This is a genomic window from Desulfosalsimonas propionicica, assembly GCF_013761005.1.
GTDB classification, from domain to species: Bacteria; Desulfobacterota; Desulfobacteria; order Desulfobacterales; family Desulfosalsimonadaceae; genus Desulfosalsimonas; species Desulfosalsimonas propionicica.
In genome coordinates, this window is record NZ_JACDUS010000018.1 from 1 (window position 1) to 15,650 (window position 15,650).

Below are 15,650 nucleotides of genomic sequence, written 5' to 3' on the forward strand. Positions count from 1 at the left end.
TAAAAGTATCAAAAAAAGCGAAGCCCGTCAATACTAATAATAATATCAGTAAGTTGAATTTTAATATCGGCTAAATTTCATCCCCGAAAGTTGAGGGTTTAACGTTATAAAAAAAGTGGCATATTTATTGCTTAAATAAAAAAGAACTACGATCAAGGAAAAAGGAAAAACAGGCTCAACAATATTTTATCAGGGAGATCGATATGCAAAAATCCAATATACAAAAAGGTTTTACGTTGATTGAGCTTATGATTGTAGTGGCAATCATTGGAATTCTGGCGGCAATCGCCATCCCTAATTTTATGAATCACTAGTGCAAGGCGAAACAGGCAGAGGCGAAAAGTCTTCTGGGTGCCCTGCGGACAGCGGAGGAAAGTTATTTCTCAGAACATTCCGTCTATAAAGACGAAAATGATTTCAATATGATAGGATTTAAAACAAAAGGAGGCACCGCATACCATATCACTGTACCTGTTGTTGACAATACGGCCGGGTATTTCCAGGCACGGGCGCAAGCGACGATAAACGGAGCGCAGGATGTCTGGACCATAACTTCAAACGCTACCCTTCAAAATGTTGCCAACGCATGCCAATAATTCGCGTAAAACAATAACGCTGATAAATCTTGACATTTCCTGAGCGCCTTTTTGACCTGAAAATTGAATTATCAGTGAGTGTCCCGCACATTCAATGTCCATGCATCCAAGGAGAAAGTGCACTGCTTTGGTTTCCATGCAGTGCATCAGGGGGGTTATCTGATGAGATGGGCGGCAAAAATCCCGGACAAAAAAAGCGCCATAAGGCGCTGATTTTATAGGTGGTGGGCGGTACTGGATTTGAACCAGTGACTTCTACCGTGTGAAGGTGTCTGATTTTATTGGTAAGATCAACCAAGGTGTGATAAGAAACAATAATAACAAATGAATTTGAATTTTACATTTTTTGTCTTTTGACCATTTTTAACCCTGTTATTTTTTATTGTGGTCACGATTTGGTCACAGCAGGCCTTTGCTTTTCAGAAATTGATATCAGCCATACATAAAGCCGGTTATTCAATTCTGGATATAGGATTGATTTGGATTGATGGTACCAAGGGTCTGTTCTATAGTTGAATGAAGCGGTTCAAACTATTTTGATTTTACTTTATTGCGATTTCAAATAAGTTTCCTTCCAATGGTTAAAGATCAATTCCAGTAGTTCGGCAGTTGTTATTCCGTTAAGCTTTGCCAAACCCACTATTTCATTTTTTAACTCTATCGGTACGTTTCGGACTGTCCATGTAATGGTGGGAATTTTATTTTCCATTATACATAAAGGCCCTTTAGAGTTTTATACCGTATTACATGTAATACTATTTTTTTATAAAAAAAACAACATTTATTTCAGTTAGTTGTTTGCCATCTTATCGTTCTTCTGCTTGTTGCCTGTACGTCCCCTTTGATATTCTTTTTTTAACATTTTTTATAACAACAAACAATTTGATTCAAGGGAGATTTGTATGGACAGTTTGAAAAATTTCAATTTCAAAAGAAAACTTGAACCCGAATCCCTGCAAGAGTTCTGCGATCGTTGGGGGCTGCCAGTTTCATGGGGATATCGCTACACTCGAAAAACCGGAAAAGACCGTCTGCCGCACATTAAGGCAGGAAAATATATTAAAATTATACCGGATGAGGGGGATGCGTGGATGTTAAACCGGGGCCGCTGCTAAATCCAGAGCTTCTAACTATTGAATTAAAAATCGGATCGGAATCAATGCCGAAATTAAAAAGAAAGGAGAAAGCTTTATGAACTTAATTCCATTTGAGTATAGATCGAAGCAAATCAGAGTGGTTCAAGATGATGGCGGAGACCCGTGGTGGATTGCCAAGGATGTTTGTGAGGTGTTGGATATATATGACACACCACAGGCTGTAGCAAGGCTTGATTATGATGAAAAGCTGATACGTACTTTACACGTATCAGGTCAAAATCGTGAATTATGGACTATTAGCGAAGCTGGTCTTTATTCCCTGATACTGAGATCCAACAAACCAGAGGCCAAAAATTTTAAAAGATGGATTACCCATGAAGTTTTACCCACCATTCGTAGCACCGGAAAATATGAAATTGATACATCCTCCGAAATCGACCTTATCATCCGGTCTGCCCAAGCACTCAAAAACATAGAAACAAAACAAATTGAACATGATCAGCGGCTATCACTTCTTGAGGCTAAATCCCATGAAAATTCAGGATACACAGGTTACTGGACGATAACCGCCTGGTGCAAACTGAATAATTACAAAATTGGGATTGAGGAAGCTACCAGGAAAGGTAGAAAAGCGACTCGCCTTTCAAGTGAATGGAGTGTTGATATTTGCAGGGTTCCAGATGAAAGATTTGGAGTCGTCAACAGTTATAGGGAAGATGTCTTGGAGGAAATTTTTGACACTTTCTCAGTGAATGCATAGATGCCGAAAGGACAAGCTCTTTGAAAAGCAAAATCCTCGGGAAAGATGGCTCAAAAATAGTTGACCTTAATCGGCGGCAAGCTATTCGGGCTCGATGCCTTGATTGCAGCGGATTTTCGGCAAAAGAAGTAAGAGAATGCCCTTTCAGTGATTGTCCATTATATCAGTTCAGATTGATCACAAGCAAACAAAATCCCAAAAAACGGGATAAAGCCATCCGCGCTTATTGCCTTTGGTGTACGTTGGGTCAAAGAAAAGAGGTGCAACTTTGTCCCTCAGTGGACTGCCCCCTGTTTCAATATCGGCTCACAAATACAAAAAAAGGTCATATAGGGCAAACTTCCCAGGGAAAAAAAGTTTCTGAAGAGGTAAGCGTGGGGGGCGCTTATGCGTGATAAAAAATCCCAAAAATATCCCGCCTATCTGACCTATCAGCTATACGTGTCTTCAGCATTTCGCAAACTGAGACCAGCAGCCAAGGATATTCTGATTTTGGCTTACTATGAAATTATTTTCCCCACCACAAAGGGCAAGCCACAGAAGAAAGGCCAAAAGTATACCTTTGTCATGATTAATCGTGATGAAATAATTTTAAGTTACAACGAAATCAAAGACCGTCTGGGATATTCGGAGAAAACCATATGGGAGTCTTTCAAGCAAATTCTGGCCCATGGCTTCCTGAAAGTTGTAAAGCAAGGGGGCGGCAACAAAGGCGACTATCAGGTTTACGGTATCACTGAGGACTGGCGGAAATGGTCTCCTGGAGATGTTGTCAGAGAGATTCAGATAAATGGAAAGTATGGTCGGCAAAAACATAACCCCAAAAAAATAAGCGGTACTACAGGTAAACCACTACACGGTACTGCAGGTAAACCAGTTATCCCCAAAAACAAGGGTGGTTTACCCACAAGTAATACGGTTTCCTCATGAAATGGGCTTTTCGGCTCCAGGGGTGGTTTACCCTCACTACCGCACATATACATACTACCATATTTGTATTGTTTGGTTTTAGGGGTTTTAGGGGGATGGGGACCGAAACAGGTCGATACTGGCCCTCCGACGTCTGCTCGCAGACCGGGACTGACAAGGATATTTTTTGCAATGAAAATTCACCGCAAACCCATAACTGGCAAAGATTTACTGGATAACCCCAGGGGGTGCTATGAAGAAGCGGCGACTGAAATCGCTCGATGACCTCCGGCGATGGCTGGCTGACATTGGCAATCGGCTGGAGACCGGCGACGTTGATGCAGCTCATGCTCGGTGCGTGACCTACATTGCCAGCGTCATGTCCGGCATTATCAAAGATTCGGATCTTGAAAAACGCATTGAGGCATTGGAAACGCAAATGGAAAGGAAAATTAACTGAGCATACGTGACCGGATAAAGCGTCTGGAGAATCGAAACGGCTCTTCTGGTGGCAGCGTGGTTCATGTTTTGCGCTCCGGCGGATACATCTACCGTGGCCAGAAATATGACCGATTCATGGATTTACCAAAAGCCCCTCCGAGGTGCGGGTATCTGTTAGCAACGGCAGCCCTGACACCGGAAGCATGGCAGGAAATGGTGGTCAGCACATGGGTAGACTGAAAACTCGGATCGAAAAACTGGAACGTAAATCCGGCCTGACTGAGAACCCGCCCAGGATATTTGTCGGGTATCATGGCGTGGAGGTTGCCGGGTGGCAGGGAAATGGTGTTAAGGTCCGGCGGCTCGCTGGTGAATCTGACAAGGTCCTCCGGGACAGGGCTGCAAAAGAGACAGGTGCTACTGTTCTTTATCAGCTCATGGCTGATAGTCGTCCTGGTGGTTGAAATCGTTCATATAGAGGCCGTTTCCAGAACGATTTTTCATTTCCCATGCTACGGCATTACCCATGAAAAATGTTAGCTTTTGTTAACATTTACAAGAGCCGGGTCCTTCCAGGAAATTTACGGTGCGGACCTGTAAACGCCCGGCGGATGTGTAGACACTATCTTTCGTATCGTATAAAGTTTATCAAGCCGTAAAAACGGTGGCGGAACATTTTTAAAACTCCAGGTGTATGGAATTTTAATGCCTGCGCTGACAATAAGTTTTGATATGAATGGATTTTCCTGCGGGAAATGACGGCAGTTGCTTTAAAGGTTAAATTTTCCAATTGATTTGGGCAAAATTTCAGGAGATGAAATATGGGAGGCTGGGGATCAGGAAATAGAATCCGAATCGGCACTCGGGATATTGTGGAGAGACATCATGGTCTTGATGTGCGCCAATTGGCCAGAAAAAATTGTCTTCAGCCAGGTTCGATCATTCAGTGGGCATGGTTTGAAAATGGAAAGCAGACAGCTTCCATCAGTTTCCGGGTGCAGGAAAACAATATAGATCTGTCTTATCAGCACCGGGCAAACAATCGCGAGTGGGTTCCGGTTCAACAAATCGTCCCATTTGACAAGACTCCATGCAATTTCGGCGGCTATCGACTCTGGTTCCGATGCCCGGGCTGTAATCAGCGAGTGGCGATTATATATGCGGCCGGCAAATATTTTCGCTGTCGTCATTGCTATGGATTGACATATGCCAGTTCCCAGGAGGGTGATCTGGATCGTCTCATGCGGAAAGCCTGGAAAATCCGGAGACGCTTAGGAGCCAGCCAATCCCTATTTGATTCAATTTTTGGGCCGAAACCGAAACATATGCACCAGCGAACCTATACCAACCTTAGAATCGATGCAATGAGGGTAGAAAACAAAATCAACCATATTATGGCTACGCAGCTTGGCATTCGAATTTAGACTGAAAGATGAGCATGGATACGGCTGATCTGACTTTATTATTTTGTTTTGAAACCATTATGCAACTTGTACTGACGGAGGATTCAAAGTGATACCGTTAAAGGCAATCAGAAAATTTTGCGTTCAATGTGTCGGCTCTGCCAGCGAAATCAAAGCGTACGGCGACGACAAAATGTATGGCCAGGGTGATCCCAACGGCCAATGCTGGTTTTATCCCTATCGAATGGGGCGCGGGCGCCCTTCGGTTAAGACAATACGCAAACACTGCCTGGAATGTATGGGCGGCAGTTACAAACTCGTAGGGAATTGTTCAGGTTTTCATTGCCCGCTGTATATTTTCCGTTTTGGAAAAAATCCCCATCGTGTCCGGAAAGAAGAAAAAATTCCGGCTGAAACGGATACGTGAGAGGAAAGTTTTGTTTCTGATTTGGACGTTTTAATGTTTAGCTGGGATATTTTTTTGGGTTGCAGTAGTTACTGTGAATCTTAAACAACAGAACTTTTTTATGACCACTTAAATTTTCGGATAAGCCCGTTAAAATAATTCCATTTCCCAGTCAAGTGCTGAAAACGGCCGGCAACGATTCCGGGAGGAAGATCAAGGTCTTTAGCAAGTTGGGTGATTTCAGCTTTGGAGCGAATACGTTTAATTTGCTTATCCCATTTTCTCGGAATAAGTGTTTCCGCTGCAAATTCATTCGCCTGGTGTTCTTTCGGATCATCATTTGTTCCATCGTTGATATAAAGGTATTTTTTTTCATCATTCAGCACATGGCCGGTTTCATGAAAAAATGAAAACCAAAAAATATCTTCTCTTTTATATCGAAGATTGAGCAGGATCATGGCTTTTGAGGCGGACAGCCATTTGGTTGCCCCTTGCCAGGGCACCTTTTTCATCTCCGGCACGAAGGCTATTGCAACACCGGCTTCGGCACAACGTTCGATCATTTCCCTTGTAAAAAGCCCGGGTTTTTCCTTAGTCAGACCACGAATATGCGACACGACTTTTTTGAATTTGCTTTTATTAAAGGGCTGGCATTGTATTTCGTGCGCCTGTAGTTCTCCTAAACGAATCCAGGTTGCTGCAGCTTCAACGCGTGTTTCAAAACACTTGGACCGTCTTGCAGCCACGGCCGGAGCTTCCCAGATAACCTTCCACGCGGTAACACTACTTACTCCATAAAATTTCAGAACTTCTTTTAAAAGCATCAACTCGTCTTTTTGGGGCTCAATCACGCCCCTTTCAATCAATTCTTTCACCGGAATTGTTTTAAGCCAGTTAATGTCAGCTTCAAGCTGTTTTTGTTCCTGAATTTTCGCAAGCTGTTCTCGGTATTGAATTTCCAAGTTGTTCCAAAAATGAGCGGGCACATCCGTTGCAAGTTCCAGTTTATTGGCAGTCTCATATGTAATGGGCTGATCCCCTTTTAAAATTCGATTTATAGACTGAACCGTTAAGCCAGTGCGCAAAGCAAGCTCATTCTGCTTCATACTGAGCGAATCCATTACCTCTTTTAAGGTTTCACCCGGCAGAACCGCATAATCCGGCTCAAATTTATATTGTTTTTTGGCCCGTACCATTTGGGGTTCCTCTTTAATGTGTATCGATAATTGCGATAATTTCGATTTCCGTAATTTTTTCTAAATCAAACCCACCATCTGGCAGCCGTGGCAGAGGTTCATTCGCAGGAATAAACAAAAGCCGAAAAGGATGTTCAAGGTCAACAGAGAACTGATTCTGTCGATTTCCTGATAACTGATGGCATCGTGCCGGAGGTAATCTCGAAATATCTTTTAGCGACTTGGCTGCGTTAAGTTCGAACATCCGCTGCCCCAACTTTGCTGCCATTTTAGTTCCATGAATTTTTATGGCTTCTTTTTGGTTGTTGCATATTTTTGCAAGCCGCTTTGTTTTAAAATATATTTCCATGAGGCCTATAATGCAAGAAAAAGTTAACATGATATGTTAATTTTTTTTGAAACACACAAATACCGCATAAGAACCTACATTTCCCAAAATTCATGCTTGAAAAATCCGCTATCAAAAGGAAACATCATTTTTCCCGCGCCATAAAACCAAGCCCCAAAAAGTATCCCTAAAAAAACACCAAACATGTATCCAAACCATCCACTTAATAACCCGGCAACAGCCACAGGTAAAAGGACCCATAAAGGCAACAGAAAAATGATTAATATGAGAGTATGTTTAAATATTTTTTCAAGCAATTTTAGTATATTATTATAAGCCTCTTGTTTGAAGACAGAAGAGCCTATTTTTCAAAACAAATTGAACCCAAAATGTTTTTAAATGCCGGCAGGTTATTACCAAACTCTGCCTTGGAATCCGTAAAAGTGATAGTAAACAACTTTTGATCCTTAATCCATGAAGCCGTCAAGTATTTAAGATTATGCGCCCCTTCTAATCTTTTTTTAAGATTTCCGTTCCGAAGTTCATATATGCATGTGAGCAGAAACATTCCATCTTTGTTTATATATTTTTTTTCTATAATTTGAATGGATTCATAAAAAGGATAAAAAAGTTGCTGCAATGGAATTTGTTTAATAGAAGCTTTCCCCTTAGCATCCAAAACATTAATATTTAAATTTTGTCCTGCCCCCATCTTTGCAAAACTGAATAAAGTTTGAGGTTGCTTCGGTTTTCTTTTCGCCCAATCATTTGGAATGTCTATAGAAAATCCATGCTCGTGAGAGCAAAGTGTTTTGGCTTCTAACCTATCATCGGCAGGCTTATCAGAAGGTTGCTTGGGTATGGTTGCCGGATCAAATGCATCTCGCCCGACAATATTAAATATTTCTGCACGAGTACAATTTCTGCCAGTGACTTCTTCAAGCCGTTTTTTATATTTTTTATAATCAAGCTTAGCGGCAAAACCTTCCGGAATTACATTAAAAGTCAATACAAATATAACCATTAAGATTATTAAAGAGATGATAGGAAAGGAACCCTGTTTTCTATGGAAGAGATTTATAGCCATGGGTCCTCCTGCAAAATTCATGACTTTCTAAATTTCAGGATACTTTTATCGAGGGTTATTCCCCCTGACCTAGTGCCATTATTATCGTCTGAGGAGCCTGAGTGCTTATCAAGAGATCTTCCAAGGCTTCTTCCCGTCCTCAGGGCGGAGGTGGTTTCAAAAAGTCACAATGCCCACGGTTTTTTAAATCAATACTGAAAAATACTTATCAAATCAAGAGGGTAAATCATGGAGACAGAATTTGAAAAGAGAGTTGACGAACTTGAAACTTATCAGGAAAAACCGATTCTTTACCTGCTCCTGGCCTTTGGTGATGACAACGACTGGCGCATAAAGCATGCTTATAAAATCATGCGGTTAACTTCAAAAGAGGAGGCATAATCCATGGTAACTATAATTATTTGCATATTCCGGTGAATTCGGCCACTCATTCCGGACGATTCCGGCCACCTGTTCCGGAGAAAGTCAGCCGCCTGTTCCGATTGATCTCGGCCATCCATTCCCTTCCATGGCGACCATTTTTTCGGAGCAAAGCGACGCTATCTCTTTTCTCACAAATTAACGGGCCTAAGTCAACTTTCTTTTCTTTTTCCTCATAGAGCCTCCTTTCAAATTGAGTTGGTAAGCATTGTGGACCAGGCGGTCGAGTATGGCAGGTAGTGTCCAGAATTTTTTGCATTTTTGATTTTGTATTCTCCTCACTCTGATGGCTCGGATTTGCCAGGTTTCCCGGGGTGCCATCCATAACACTCTGGGCTTTGGGGCTATATGCGGTTGTCGGTAATTTTCGTTTTTTTGATTTTTTAATTTCCTGAATCTGACGGCTCAGAGTTTTCTAACTCCCCGCTATCCCAACCAGATTGCAGTTCCGGATAAAAGAGAGCATGTTTGTAGTCGCTTGACTGTTGTGGATGTATAAGTGCACCATGCGGCTATCATGGCCCGCCCCAACAAAGCCCCCTTGCGGCACATTGCCGGAATAAGGGCTACCATACAGGCTCGTTCATATTATAAAAAAAACACCTACGGTCGTATGACTCAGTATGCACTATGCGGTTTGTAAAAATGTTATCAGAGAGTTTCGCCCAGAAACGCTTGGTGTCCAAATAAAAATTAAGAAACGGTAAGGGTGTGGCCTACCTCCAGGAGAGATCGTCGACACAGGAGCCTTTGGCGAACTCGGCAAGGTGTTTGCCAGGACGCATCCATATTCCAGACAATCAGTTCATCATCCAGATACCGCCATTTAAAGTCGAGGCATAGCCCAACCCAGAGCATATATGGAACCATCAGCCATCCAGCCACGGCGTTTTTCTTGAAAAACAATATTGTTGTTATAACAATGGCGGCCAAAAGCAGGAGGATCTCAAAAAACGCCCATCCCGGCTCCTGCATGCCGAAGAAAATTCTGGTCCACAACCCGTTTAACACCAGCTGGATAAGAAAAGCGAAAAGCTCGGCCCTGGCTACCTTCATTCCGTATCTGTTCCAGACGAACCAGGCAGCGACGCCCATCATAATGTAAATGGGCGGCAGTTACAAACTCGTAGCGAATTGTTCAGGTTTTCATTGCCCGCTGTATATTTTCCGTTTTGGAACAAATCCGCATCGTGTCCGGAAAGAAGAAAAAATTCCGGCTGAAACGGATGCGTGAGAGGGAGTTTTTGCTTCAAATTTGAGCTTAAATAAAGGTGGCAGTGCCATAGCATTAGAAAGGGGATTTTTAAGGATTTAGCAGATTAAAATGCTCTTTCTTTAAAAACAGCAATAGCCTTGTTAATATCATTTTGAAACATCAACCTTAATATGGATTGTTTATATGAAGCCCCCATTTATCAAATCTCATGACGGCAGGCATTTGCACTCCTGGGCCGAATGGCCCCGCCCGAAGAGAGATTATCAGTGGAAGGAAGGCCGCAGCGCCATGGAGCTTGCAAAAGCCTGGTTTCCTGATGATGCTCCGGCTGTGCCTCCGGAAATAGAAAACATCCTTCTTTCAAAGCCAAGGCTTGAGGATTTGCAGCTTATAGAGGCTGTACCAGAGCTTGTAACCGGATTGCCCGAACGAGGTGAGGGCAGGAATCATGACCTGTGGATTATTGGAAGAACTCGTCTGGAACAAGTTACTATCTGCATCGAGGCAAAAGCAGACGAACCATTTGGTAACGATACGGTCTCTGGGTACAGGAATCGACAGTGCCGGCGCAGGGAGCAGGGGGAGCACACAAAAGCGCCGGAAAGAATTGATGCACTACTTGAAATGGTCGGCGGTGAGTTATCCAATTGGGGTGAGGTCAGATACCAACTTCTGGCAGGCTTTTGTGGAACAATCTTACAGGCCAAAAAGGATTTGTCTGAACTTGCGGTCTTTATTGTTCATGAATTTCAGACAGATCTCACTACTGCCGATCGTTTGCAGGAGAACAGTGCTGATTTTGAATTGTTTTTGAGAATCATTGGGACTGATAAACCTGCTATTGGCATGTTGAGTGATCCAGTAGCTGTGAAAGGCGTTGAGTGTTTAATCGGGAAGGCGATAAGGTTAAATTAGCATTGGTCCCCGAAAGTTGAGTAAACCACAAATAGCCATACTTCCCCCGCTTTTCTCAAAAATTATGCACGTATCAGCAAACGACAGGAGTCATCTTTATTGCTCTTCTCGGCAGTCACATCTACAGGTATAATTTTTATAAACGCCCCGGAACCTTGGATTTGAAGGTTTATGGGGCGCTGAAGTGATTGCTGCCTGGGATATACCAGGGCCAGGCGGTTCACTTTGTAGCGGATGGCATAGCCGGCCATCTGGTAAAGATCGGCCTGGGAAATGCCGAGTTTTTTCTCATTTTCATCAAGCAATTTCCATTTGGCATCGGCAATGGCAATGAATACATTGTTTTTATCAAGAAAAACCATATCGGGCTTCATCAAAAACAGTTCTTTTTCCTGCTCTTTTAGCCGCACCATATATTTTTGGGGTTTTTGTGTCTGCATTGTTTTGCCTTCCGTCCGAGTCGCTTTTCTGAACATATCCGCCACGTATAATTCAAAGAGACGGTTCATGTCGAACAGAAGGGCAATACAAGGATTCTGACCGACCGAGACATCCGGATAGACGCCCTGAACAAACCAACGGCACTGATTAAAAACAGGTTCATAACGACAGGTGGTACGATCAAATTTTAGGCTGTTGATCATTCGCACATCCACCTTCACGTCACTGATGTCATCAAATCGCATCCCCAACCCGGTGACTTTCTTTTTTGCTTCCCTGCCGATCGGCATTTTCAGCATCATTTTCAGTACATACTTGATGATCCGGTTATAGATGTTATCCGCGTTCAGTTCGTCGTATCGACAATACAGGCGCTCCTTGTGAACCATATTACGTTTGAGTTGCTGCTCTGTTAACAAACGCCCGCGGAGGACAGGCAGATTTTCATTGCGTTCAATATAAAGACGAATCATGCCCTGTTTGATTTCCTCATGGAGCAGGTCGCAAAAATGGAGGATAAACACGTCCAATAACGCGCACTTTTGCAAGGCAATGCCGGCAGAACCACCCCGTTGCAGTTTCAGCCATCTCGCCCGGATCAGCATGCTGATCAACGCTTTCCGGCAGGTGCCGGGTTCCTCTTCTTGGCCGTGAATTTTCGGCAGCACTTCCAGCAAGAGATTGCCAAGGCAGATGATCCCGCAATATTGCGAAAACCTGACAGAATCACGGCCCCAGGAAAAAACGTTTCCCGGCAACTTTTTGCCCAGTTTTTCTAACGCGCGCGCCTGTTCCGCGGTGATCGCCCGCTGATTGCCGGATCTACGGGGCACAATCGGGAGCACCTCATGTTCAATCAGGGTTATTGATTCCAAGGTCAGGCAGGCTCCTCGTACACTTTGCGGATCGCGTCCGGGGTTATTTCATCGGCCGTGGCCACCCGGTAATCAATCAAATCATCATAATCGTCATGAGCAAACCCCAGAACCGCTTCGTCTTTCAGTGTTCTGTGGCAAATAATCTGCGGCTCCATGTTTTCCCGGTCCGGCCCCACGTCACGGAACACCAATTGAATCCGATGCCAGTCCTCATAAAAATATTCCTGCAGCAAAGGAATGATCTGAGTGAGCAAAACATGCTTGAACCCGGCAAAATCCGTTATCTTCATAAAATATGCATGACCCACCATCATATCTCGATTCAGAAGAAAACGAATGCGCTGGTTTATAGTCTTAAGCAGCGCCCGCAAATTGATGCTGCCGCCTTCCCCGTCTTCTATATAACCATCTCCGCGCGAGCCGTTGATAATCCCGGGATCCGGCATCAACTCCCGGAACGTGAACCTTCGGCGTAAAGCGGTATCCATCAGGGCAATGGATCGGTCGGCCGTGTTCATGGTGCCGTATAAATCCAGATTTGCCGGTACGCCGAAGGCCTCGCCGGAATACGGTAACGTCAGTGTCATGCCGCGGACCTTCCCACCATTTTCATCGTACTCCGTCCGTTTGTCCGTTTCGATGAGGGTGATCAGCTCACCAAAAATCTTGGCGATATTGCCGCGGTTGATTTCATCAATAAAAATCGCATACCGCTGGCCTGGGTCTGCCTTGGCTTTTTGAGCAATACGCTGAAACACGCCCGGCACAACCCTGTATTCAATCTCCCCGGTTTCGTCATTTTGAATCGGGCGAATGCCTTCCACAAAATCTTCATAACTATATGCCTGATGAAAGGTTATAAACTCATACCGCTGATGGGCCGCTTCTACTACCGGCCCTTTTTGTAAGGCCTGGGCCATAGAAACCTGCTCCGCGCATTCTTCCTCCCAGTCTGCCACCATGCGCCATTGCCCATCTTTCTGCTTGTCAAAGACATAGGGAACGCTTTTATTCTTGTATTGCACCGTCTGAGAACTCTCAACGGTATGGGCCTGCAGCGTAGCCCAGACCGTATTGGTGACGTGCCGGTTACGCCCCATAGCCCGGGCCTTTAAGGCGATATATTCATGATTTACAATTTCTTTTGCCCCGGCCCGGCCGCCAAGAGCCCAAAGAGCGGCAAAAACGGCATCAAACCAGCGCATATCGAGCAGTTGTTGAATCAGCCAGGCTTCCCGGCCAATCTTTTGTTTCCGGCTGCGATAATCTCCGATCAAGTTGTTCAGGTAATACGTCTTGCCTGTACCCGGCGGGCCATAAACAATGAGATTGGTCGCTCCCGGGGCCGGGGGAACCGCGGGAACAACCTTCTCTTCCCAGCGCTTTTTTAAAATGCCGGCCAAACGTGTTTTTATTTCTATGCCGGAAGATTGCGGCGTCCAGTCTTGTTGATCAACGGTTATTTTTTTCAAGTCTTCCATCGTCAGGTAGGGATCATCCGCCATGGGATCCTGAATTCTTGAAAAAGCGACATCAACATGCCAGCAAGTCTGGCCGTTCTCCGCTTTTGCTTCCTCCCAGTGGGGGGCCTCATACGAAGCCGTTACAATGTTGCCGACAGCAACTATCCCTTTGGGAGAAACACCTGTGCGGGCAAGATAGACCTTGTCACCGACGGCGGCCTTTCGATTGGCACAAGACCATCGATGGGTCACGGTCTCTCCTTTATGGGTGGCCGCCCGGTCTGCTTCTAAACTTTGCCAGTTCCATTTGTCGGGATTCCAGGTCAACAGCCACGAGGCATTTCCAGGATCTTTCCAAAGCTCCCGCAGCGGGGTTTCATAAAAATCCAGGTCCTTTATACCAAAATTGTCTTCCTGGTTTTTCCGGATCGCGTAAAGTTCTTTGTCAATTTCCATAGCTGACATGGCATTGACCTGGGCTTCCGACTTTCTGCTGAAGGCTGTAACAACCTTACGGCGGTCCGTGCCGCCAAAAATCCGTTCAAAGCTGTCCGGGAAAAGCAGAAACAGCATCATGTGGCGAAACTGCCTGCCATCACACTCGGGGGTTTGCTCCAGCCATTCAGCCAGCTTCCAGCCGCTATTTAAAAGCGCTTCACGATCCGGTGGAGCCAGTTCCTTTAAATTCATTACAATACGTATGATAAAGACATATTCCCGGGCTCTGTTAGTATTAAAACCTGTTCCGGCACTGCCCACACCATTGAGATATTTATCCCACAGCCAGGGGGAAGCTTCGGGAAAAGATTCCTCCGCCCAGCCCCAGATCGTCTGTATGCCCTCCCGTTTTTTTTCTACCCCGATATTGCTGGGGCAAAGGAACATGATCCAGAGAATTTCAGCGGCCAGTTGTTTGACTTCAGGAGCCGTATTCACAAGCTGGGCAGACAGTTTTTCAAAAAAAGAACCTTCTCCCTCAAGGGGTTGATTCACAAAATTTTCGTTCAAGGCCTGAAAATGCTCCAGCCGCCACAGAGACTTATCCGTAAATATGGAACCTTCGGTCAGCAATCCCTGTTGTCGCCAGTGCTCAGCCGCTTCCAGAATGGCGGTGGCGTCTTTATCGCCTGTGTATCTGCTCATAACAACGACCTTTTTTTCTTATGTTTGTGAATTATGCGCCGGTTTTTTTGATATCAATGGAATGTCGCCAACACGCGCGTCTTTGTAATGGAGGCGAAGCCGCCGGAAAAGCCGTCGCCGTGCCTGGCCTTGTTTTATGCACCTAAAGAAAGTCATATCAGCATTAAAAGCGATGAAATGGATGGAACCTCTTGATTTTTTAAAGGCTCATTTTCGAATTAAATAGAATTCAATAACGGATGAAAGAAAAATCACAACCGATCCGTATCCACCAGAATTCGCCCATGCCCATTATTTTCCAGCCACCAGTATGTGAAATGTTTTGACATCCAGCTCGCGGTGCGCTCTGTTGCGAGCCCCCGGATTGTTGATGTATAGATAATCGGAATGCCGAGCTTTGCTTCAATCGCGTCCAGTGTGCCACAGACGGTATTGGGATGGACAGCAGAAGGGATATCAAACTGCTCGAATCCGCCTTTGATATCTTCAAAAGTGGCCTCGATAAGAATGGCCTTCCATTGGAACAATGCCAATCGGTGGCAGGCACCAATAAAGCGCTGCCGATAGGTGACGGTGCAAGCTATCAAGTCCGGAAGGCTTTTACGTTCCAGGCAAAGAATATTTTCCATCCCCTCCACCGTGTAATCACCGGTTTTCATATTTGCCCTGCGTTCACCAGCGATCCAGTTGGGATGATTTTCGTATATAGGTAATGGTTCTTTTTCCAGCGTATCGACGATGACGATGGGCTTTGGGATGCCCTGGCTCCGAATGATACTGTGTCCTTGGCGTATCACTCTGAGTCGCGACGTGCTTGGTGTAAGAAAAGTATATTCCTTGCCCATCGGGGCCCCATGGCTTTTTAATTTCTTATCCAACCTTTCGCTCCGCTCACACGGTTCATATTTACTAGTTCGCTACTCATGCTTATATCCAAGCTCACGCAGCTTC

15 protein-coding genes, 1 tRNA gene and 2 pseudogenes are annotated in these 15,650 nt (G+C 44.7%); 9 read left to right on the forward strand and 9 right to left on the reverse strand.

Features of this window, described 5'->3' with window-relative positions; translation table 11 throughout:
• Nucleotides 1-203: 203 nt before the first annotated feature.
• A pseudogene (locus tag HNR65_RS18230) lies at nt 204-596 on the forward strand (type IV pilin protein).
• Between the two features lie 222 nt (nt 597-818).
• Here the strand turns inward: HNR65_RS18230 and HNR65_RS17200 are convergent.
• Nucleotides 819-966 (reverse strand) — tRNA-Leu (locus tag HNR65_RS17200).
• 532 nt (nt 967-1,498) lie between these two features.
• Here HNR65_RS17200 and HNR65_RS17205 point away from each other — a divergent pair.
• The 6 genes from HNR65_RS17205 to HNR65_RS17230 all read left to right on the forward strand — a co-directional run bounded on the left by HNR65_RS17205 (nt 1,499) and on the right by HNR65_RS17230 (nt 5,227).
• Entirely contained in the window at nt 1,499-1,711 is a 213-nt protein-coding gene (locus tag HNR65_RS17205) for a hypothetical protein (RefSeq protein WP_181552772.1), read from the forward strand.
• 76 nt (nt 1,712-1,787) lie between these two features.
• Nucleotides 1,788-2,453 carry a BRO-N domain-containing protein gene (locus HNR65_RS17210; RefSeq protein WP_181552773.1) on the forward strand — a complete coding sequence of 222 codons (666 nt, stop codon included), beginning with the start codon at nt 1,788-1,790 and terminating at the stop codon, nt 2,451-2,453.
• Between the two features lie 387 nt (nt 2,454-2,840).
• Nucleotides 2,841-3,383 (forward strand): hypothetical protein, encoded by a 543-nt coding sequence (locus HNR65_RS17215; protein WP_181552774.1) that lies wholly within the window; start codon nt 2,841-2,843, stop codon nt 3,381-3,383.
• Nucleotides 3,384-3,615: 232 nt separating this feature from the next.
• Nucleotides 3,616-3,822 carry a hypothetical protein gene (locus tag HNR65_RS17220; protein WP_181552775.1) on the forward strand — a complete coding sequence of 69 codons (207 nt, stop codon included), beginning with the start codon at nt 3,616-3,618 and terminating at the stop codon, nt 3,820-3,822.
• A 208-nt stretch (nt 3,823-4,030) separates the two neighbouring features.
• Nucleotides 4,031-4,267, forward strand: coding sequence for a hypothetical protein (locus tag HNR65_RS17225; protein WP_181552776.1), 237 nt, complete (start codon nt 4,031-4,033; stop codon nt 4,265-4,267).
• 357 nt (nt 4,268-4,624) lie between these two features.
• On the forward strand, nt 4,625-5,227 hold the full coding sequence (locus tag HNR65_RS17230) for a hypothetical protein (RefSeq protein WP_181552777.1): 603 nt from the start codon (nt 4,625-4,627) through the stop codon (nt 5,225-5,227).
• A gap of 504 nt (nt 5,228-5,731) precedes the next feature.
• On the opposite strand, the gene HNR65_RS17235 is transcribed toward HNR65_RS17230, so the two are convergent.
• The 3 genes from HNR65_RS17235 to HNR65_RS17245 form a co-directional block, all read right to left on the reverse strand.
• Nucleotides 5,732-6,808, reverse strand: coding sequence for a helix-turn-helix domain-containing protein (locus HNR65_RS17235; RefSeq protein ID WP_181552778.1), 1,077 nt, complete (start codon nt 6,806-6,808; stop codon nt 5,732-5,734).
• Between the two features lie 13 nt (nt 6,809-6,821).
• Nucleotides 6,822-7,157 (reverse strand): type II toxin-antitoxin system RelE/ParE family toxin, encoded by a 336-nt coding sequence (locus HNR65_RS17240; RefSeq protein ID WP_181552779.1) that lies wholly within the window; start codon nt 7,155-7,157, stop codon nt 6,822-6,824.
• Nucleotides 7,158-7,497: 340 nt separating this feature from the next.
• The gene (locus HNR65_RS17245) at nt 7,498-8,223 is read right to left on the reverse strand and encodes a hypothetical protein (protein WP_181552780.1); all 726 of its coding nucleotides are present in this window, start codon (nt 8,221-8,223) and stop codon (nt 7,498-7,500) included.
• A gap of 228 nt (nt 8,224-8,451) precedes the next feature.
• On the opposite strand from HNR65_RS17245, the gene HNR65_RS17250 reads away from it, so the two are divergent.
• On the forward strand, nt 8,452-8,604 hold the full coding sequence (locus tag HNR65_RS17250) for a hypothetical protein (protein WP_181552781.1): 153 nt from the start codon (nt 8,452-8,454) through the stop codon (nt 8,602-8,604).
• A 186-nt stretch (nt 8,605-8,790) separates the two neighbouring features.
• Here HNR65_RS17250 and HNR65_RS17885 read toward each other — a convergent pair.
• Nucleotides 8,791-8,877, reverse strand: a pseudogene (locus tag HNR65_RS17885) (ATP-binding protein); the annotation flags it as partial.
• 459 nt (nt 8,878-9,336) lie between these two features.
• Entirely contained in the window at nt 9,337-9,741 is a 405-nt protein-coding gene (locus HNR65_RS17255; RefSeq protein ID WP_181552782.1) for a TspO/MBR family protein, read from the reverse strand.
• Nucleotides 9,742-10,042: 301 nt separating this feature from the next.
• Between HNR65_RS17255 and HNR65_RS17260 the strand changes: the two genes are divergently transcribed.
• A complete protein-coding gene (locus HNR65_RS17260) occupies nt 10,043-10,774 on the forward strand; it encodes a DUF6946 family protein (protein ID WP_435051295.1) in 732 nt (243 codons plus the stop codon).
• A 62-nt stretch (nt 10,775-10,836) separates the two neighbouring features.
• On the opposite strand, the gene HNR65_RS17265 is transcribed toward HNR65_RS17260, so the two are convergent.
• The 3 genes from HNR65_RS17265 to HNR65_RS17275 form a co-directional block, all read right to left on the reverse strand.
• The gene (locus HNR65_RS17265) at nt 10,837-12,090 is read right to left on the reverse strand and encodes an McrC family protein (RefSeq protein ID WP_181552784.1); all 1,254 of its coding nucleotides are present in this window, start codon (nt 12,088-12,090) and stop codon (nt 10,837-10,839) included.
• Nucleotides 12,091-12,092: 2 nt separating this feature from the next.
• Nucleotides 12,093-14,699, reverse strand: coding sequence for an AAA family ATPase (locus tag HNR65_RS17270; protein WP_181552785.1), 2,607 nt, complete (start codon nt 14,697-14,699; stop codon nt 12,093-12,095).
• Between the two features lie 251 nt (nt 14,700-14,950).
• Nucleotides 14,951-15,577, reverse strand: a complete 627-nt coding sequence (locus tag HNR65_RS17275) for an ERCC4 domain-containing protein (protein ID WP_220128437.1) — start codon at nt 15,575-15,577, stop codon at nt 14,951-14,953.
• Nucleotides 15,578-15,650 lie beyond the last annotated feature (73 nt).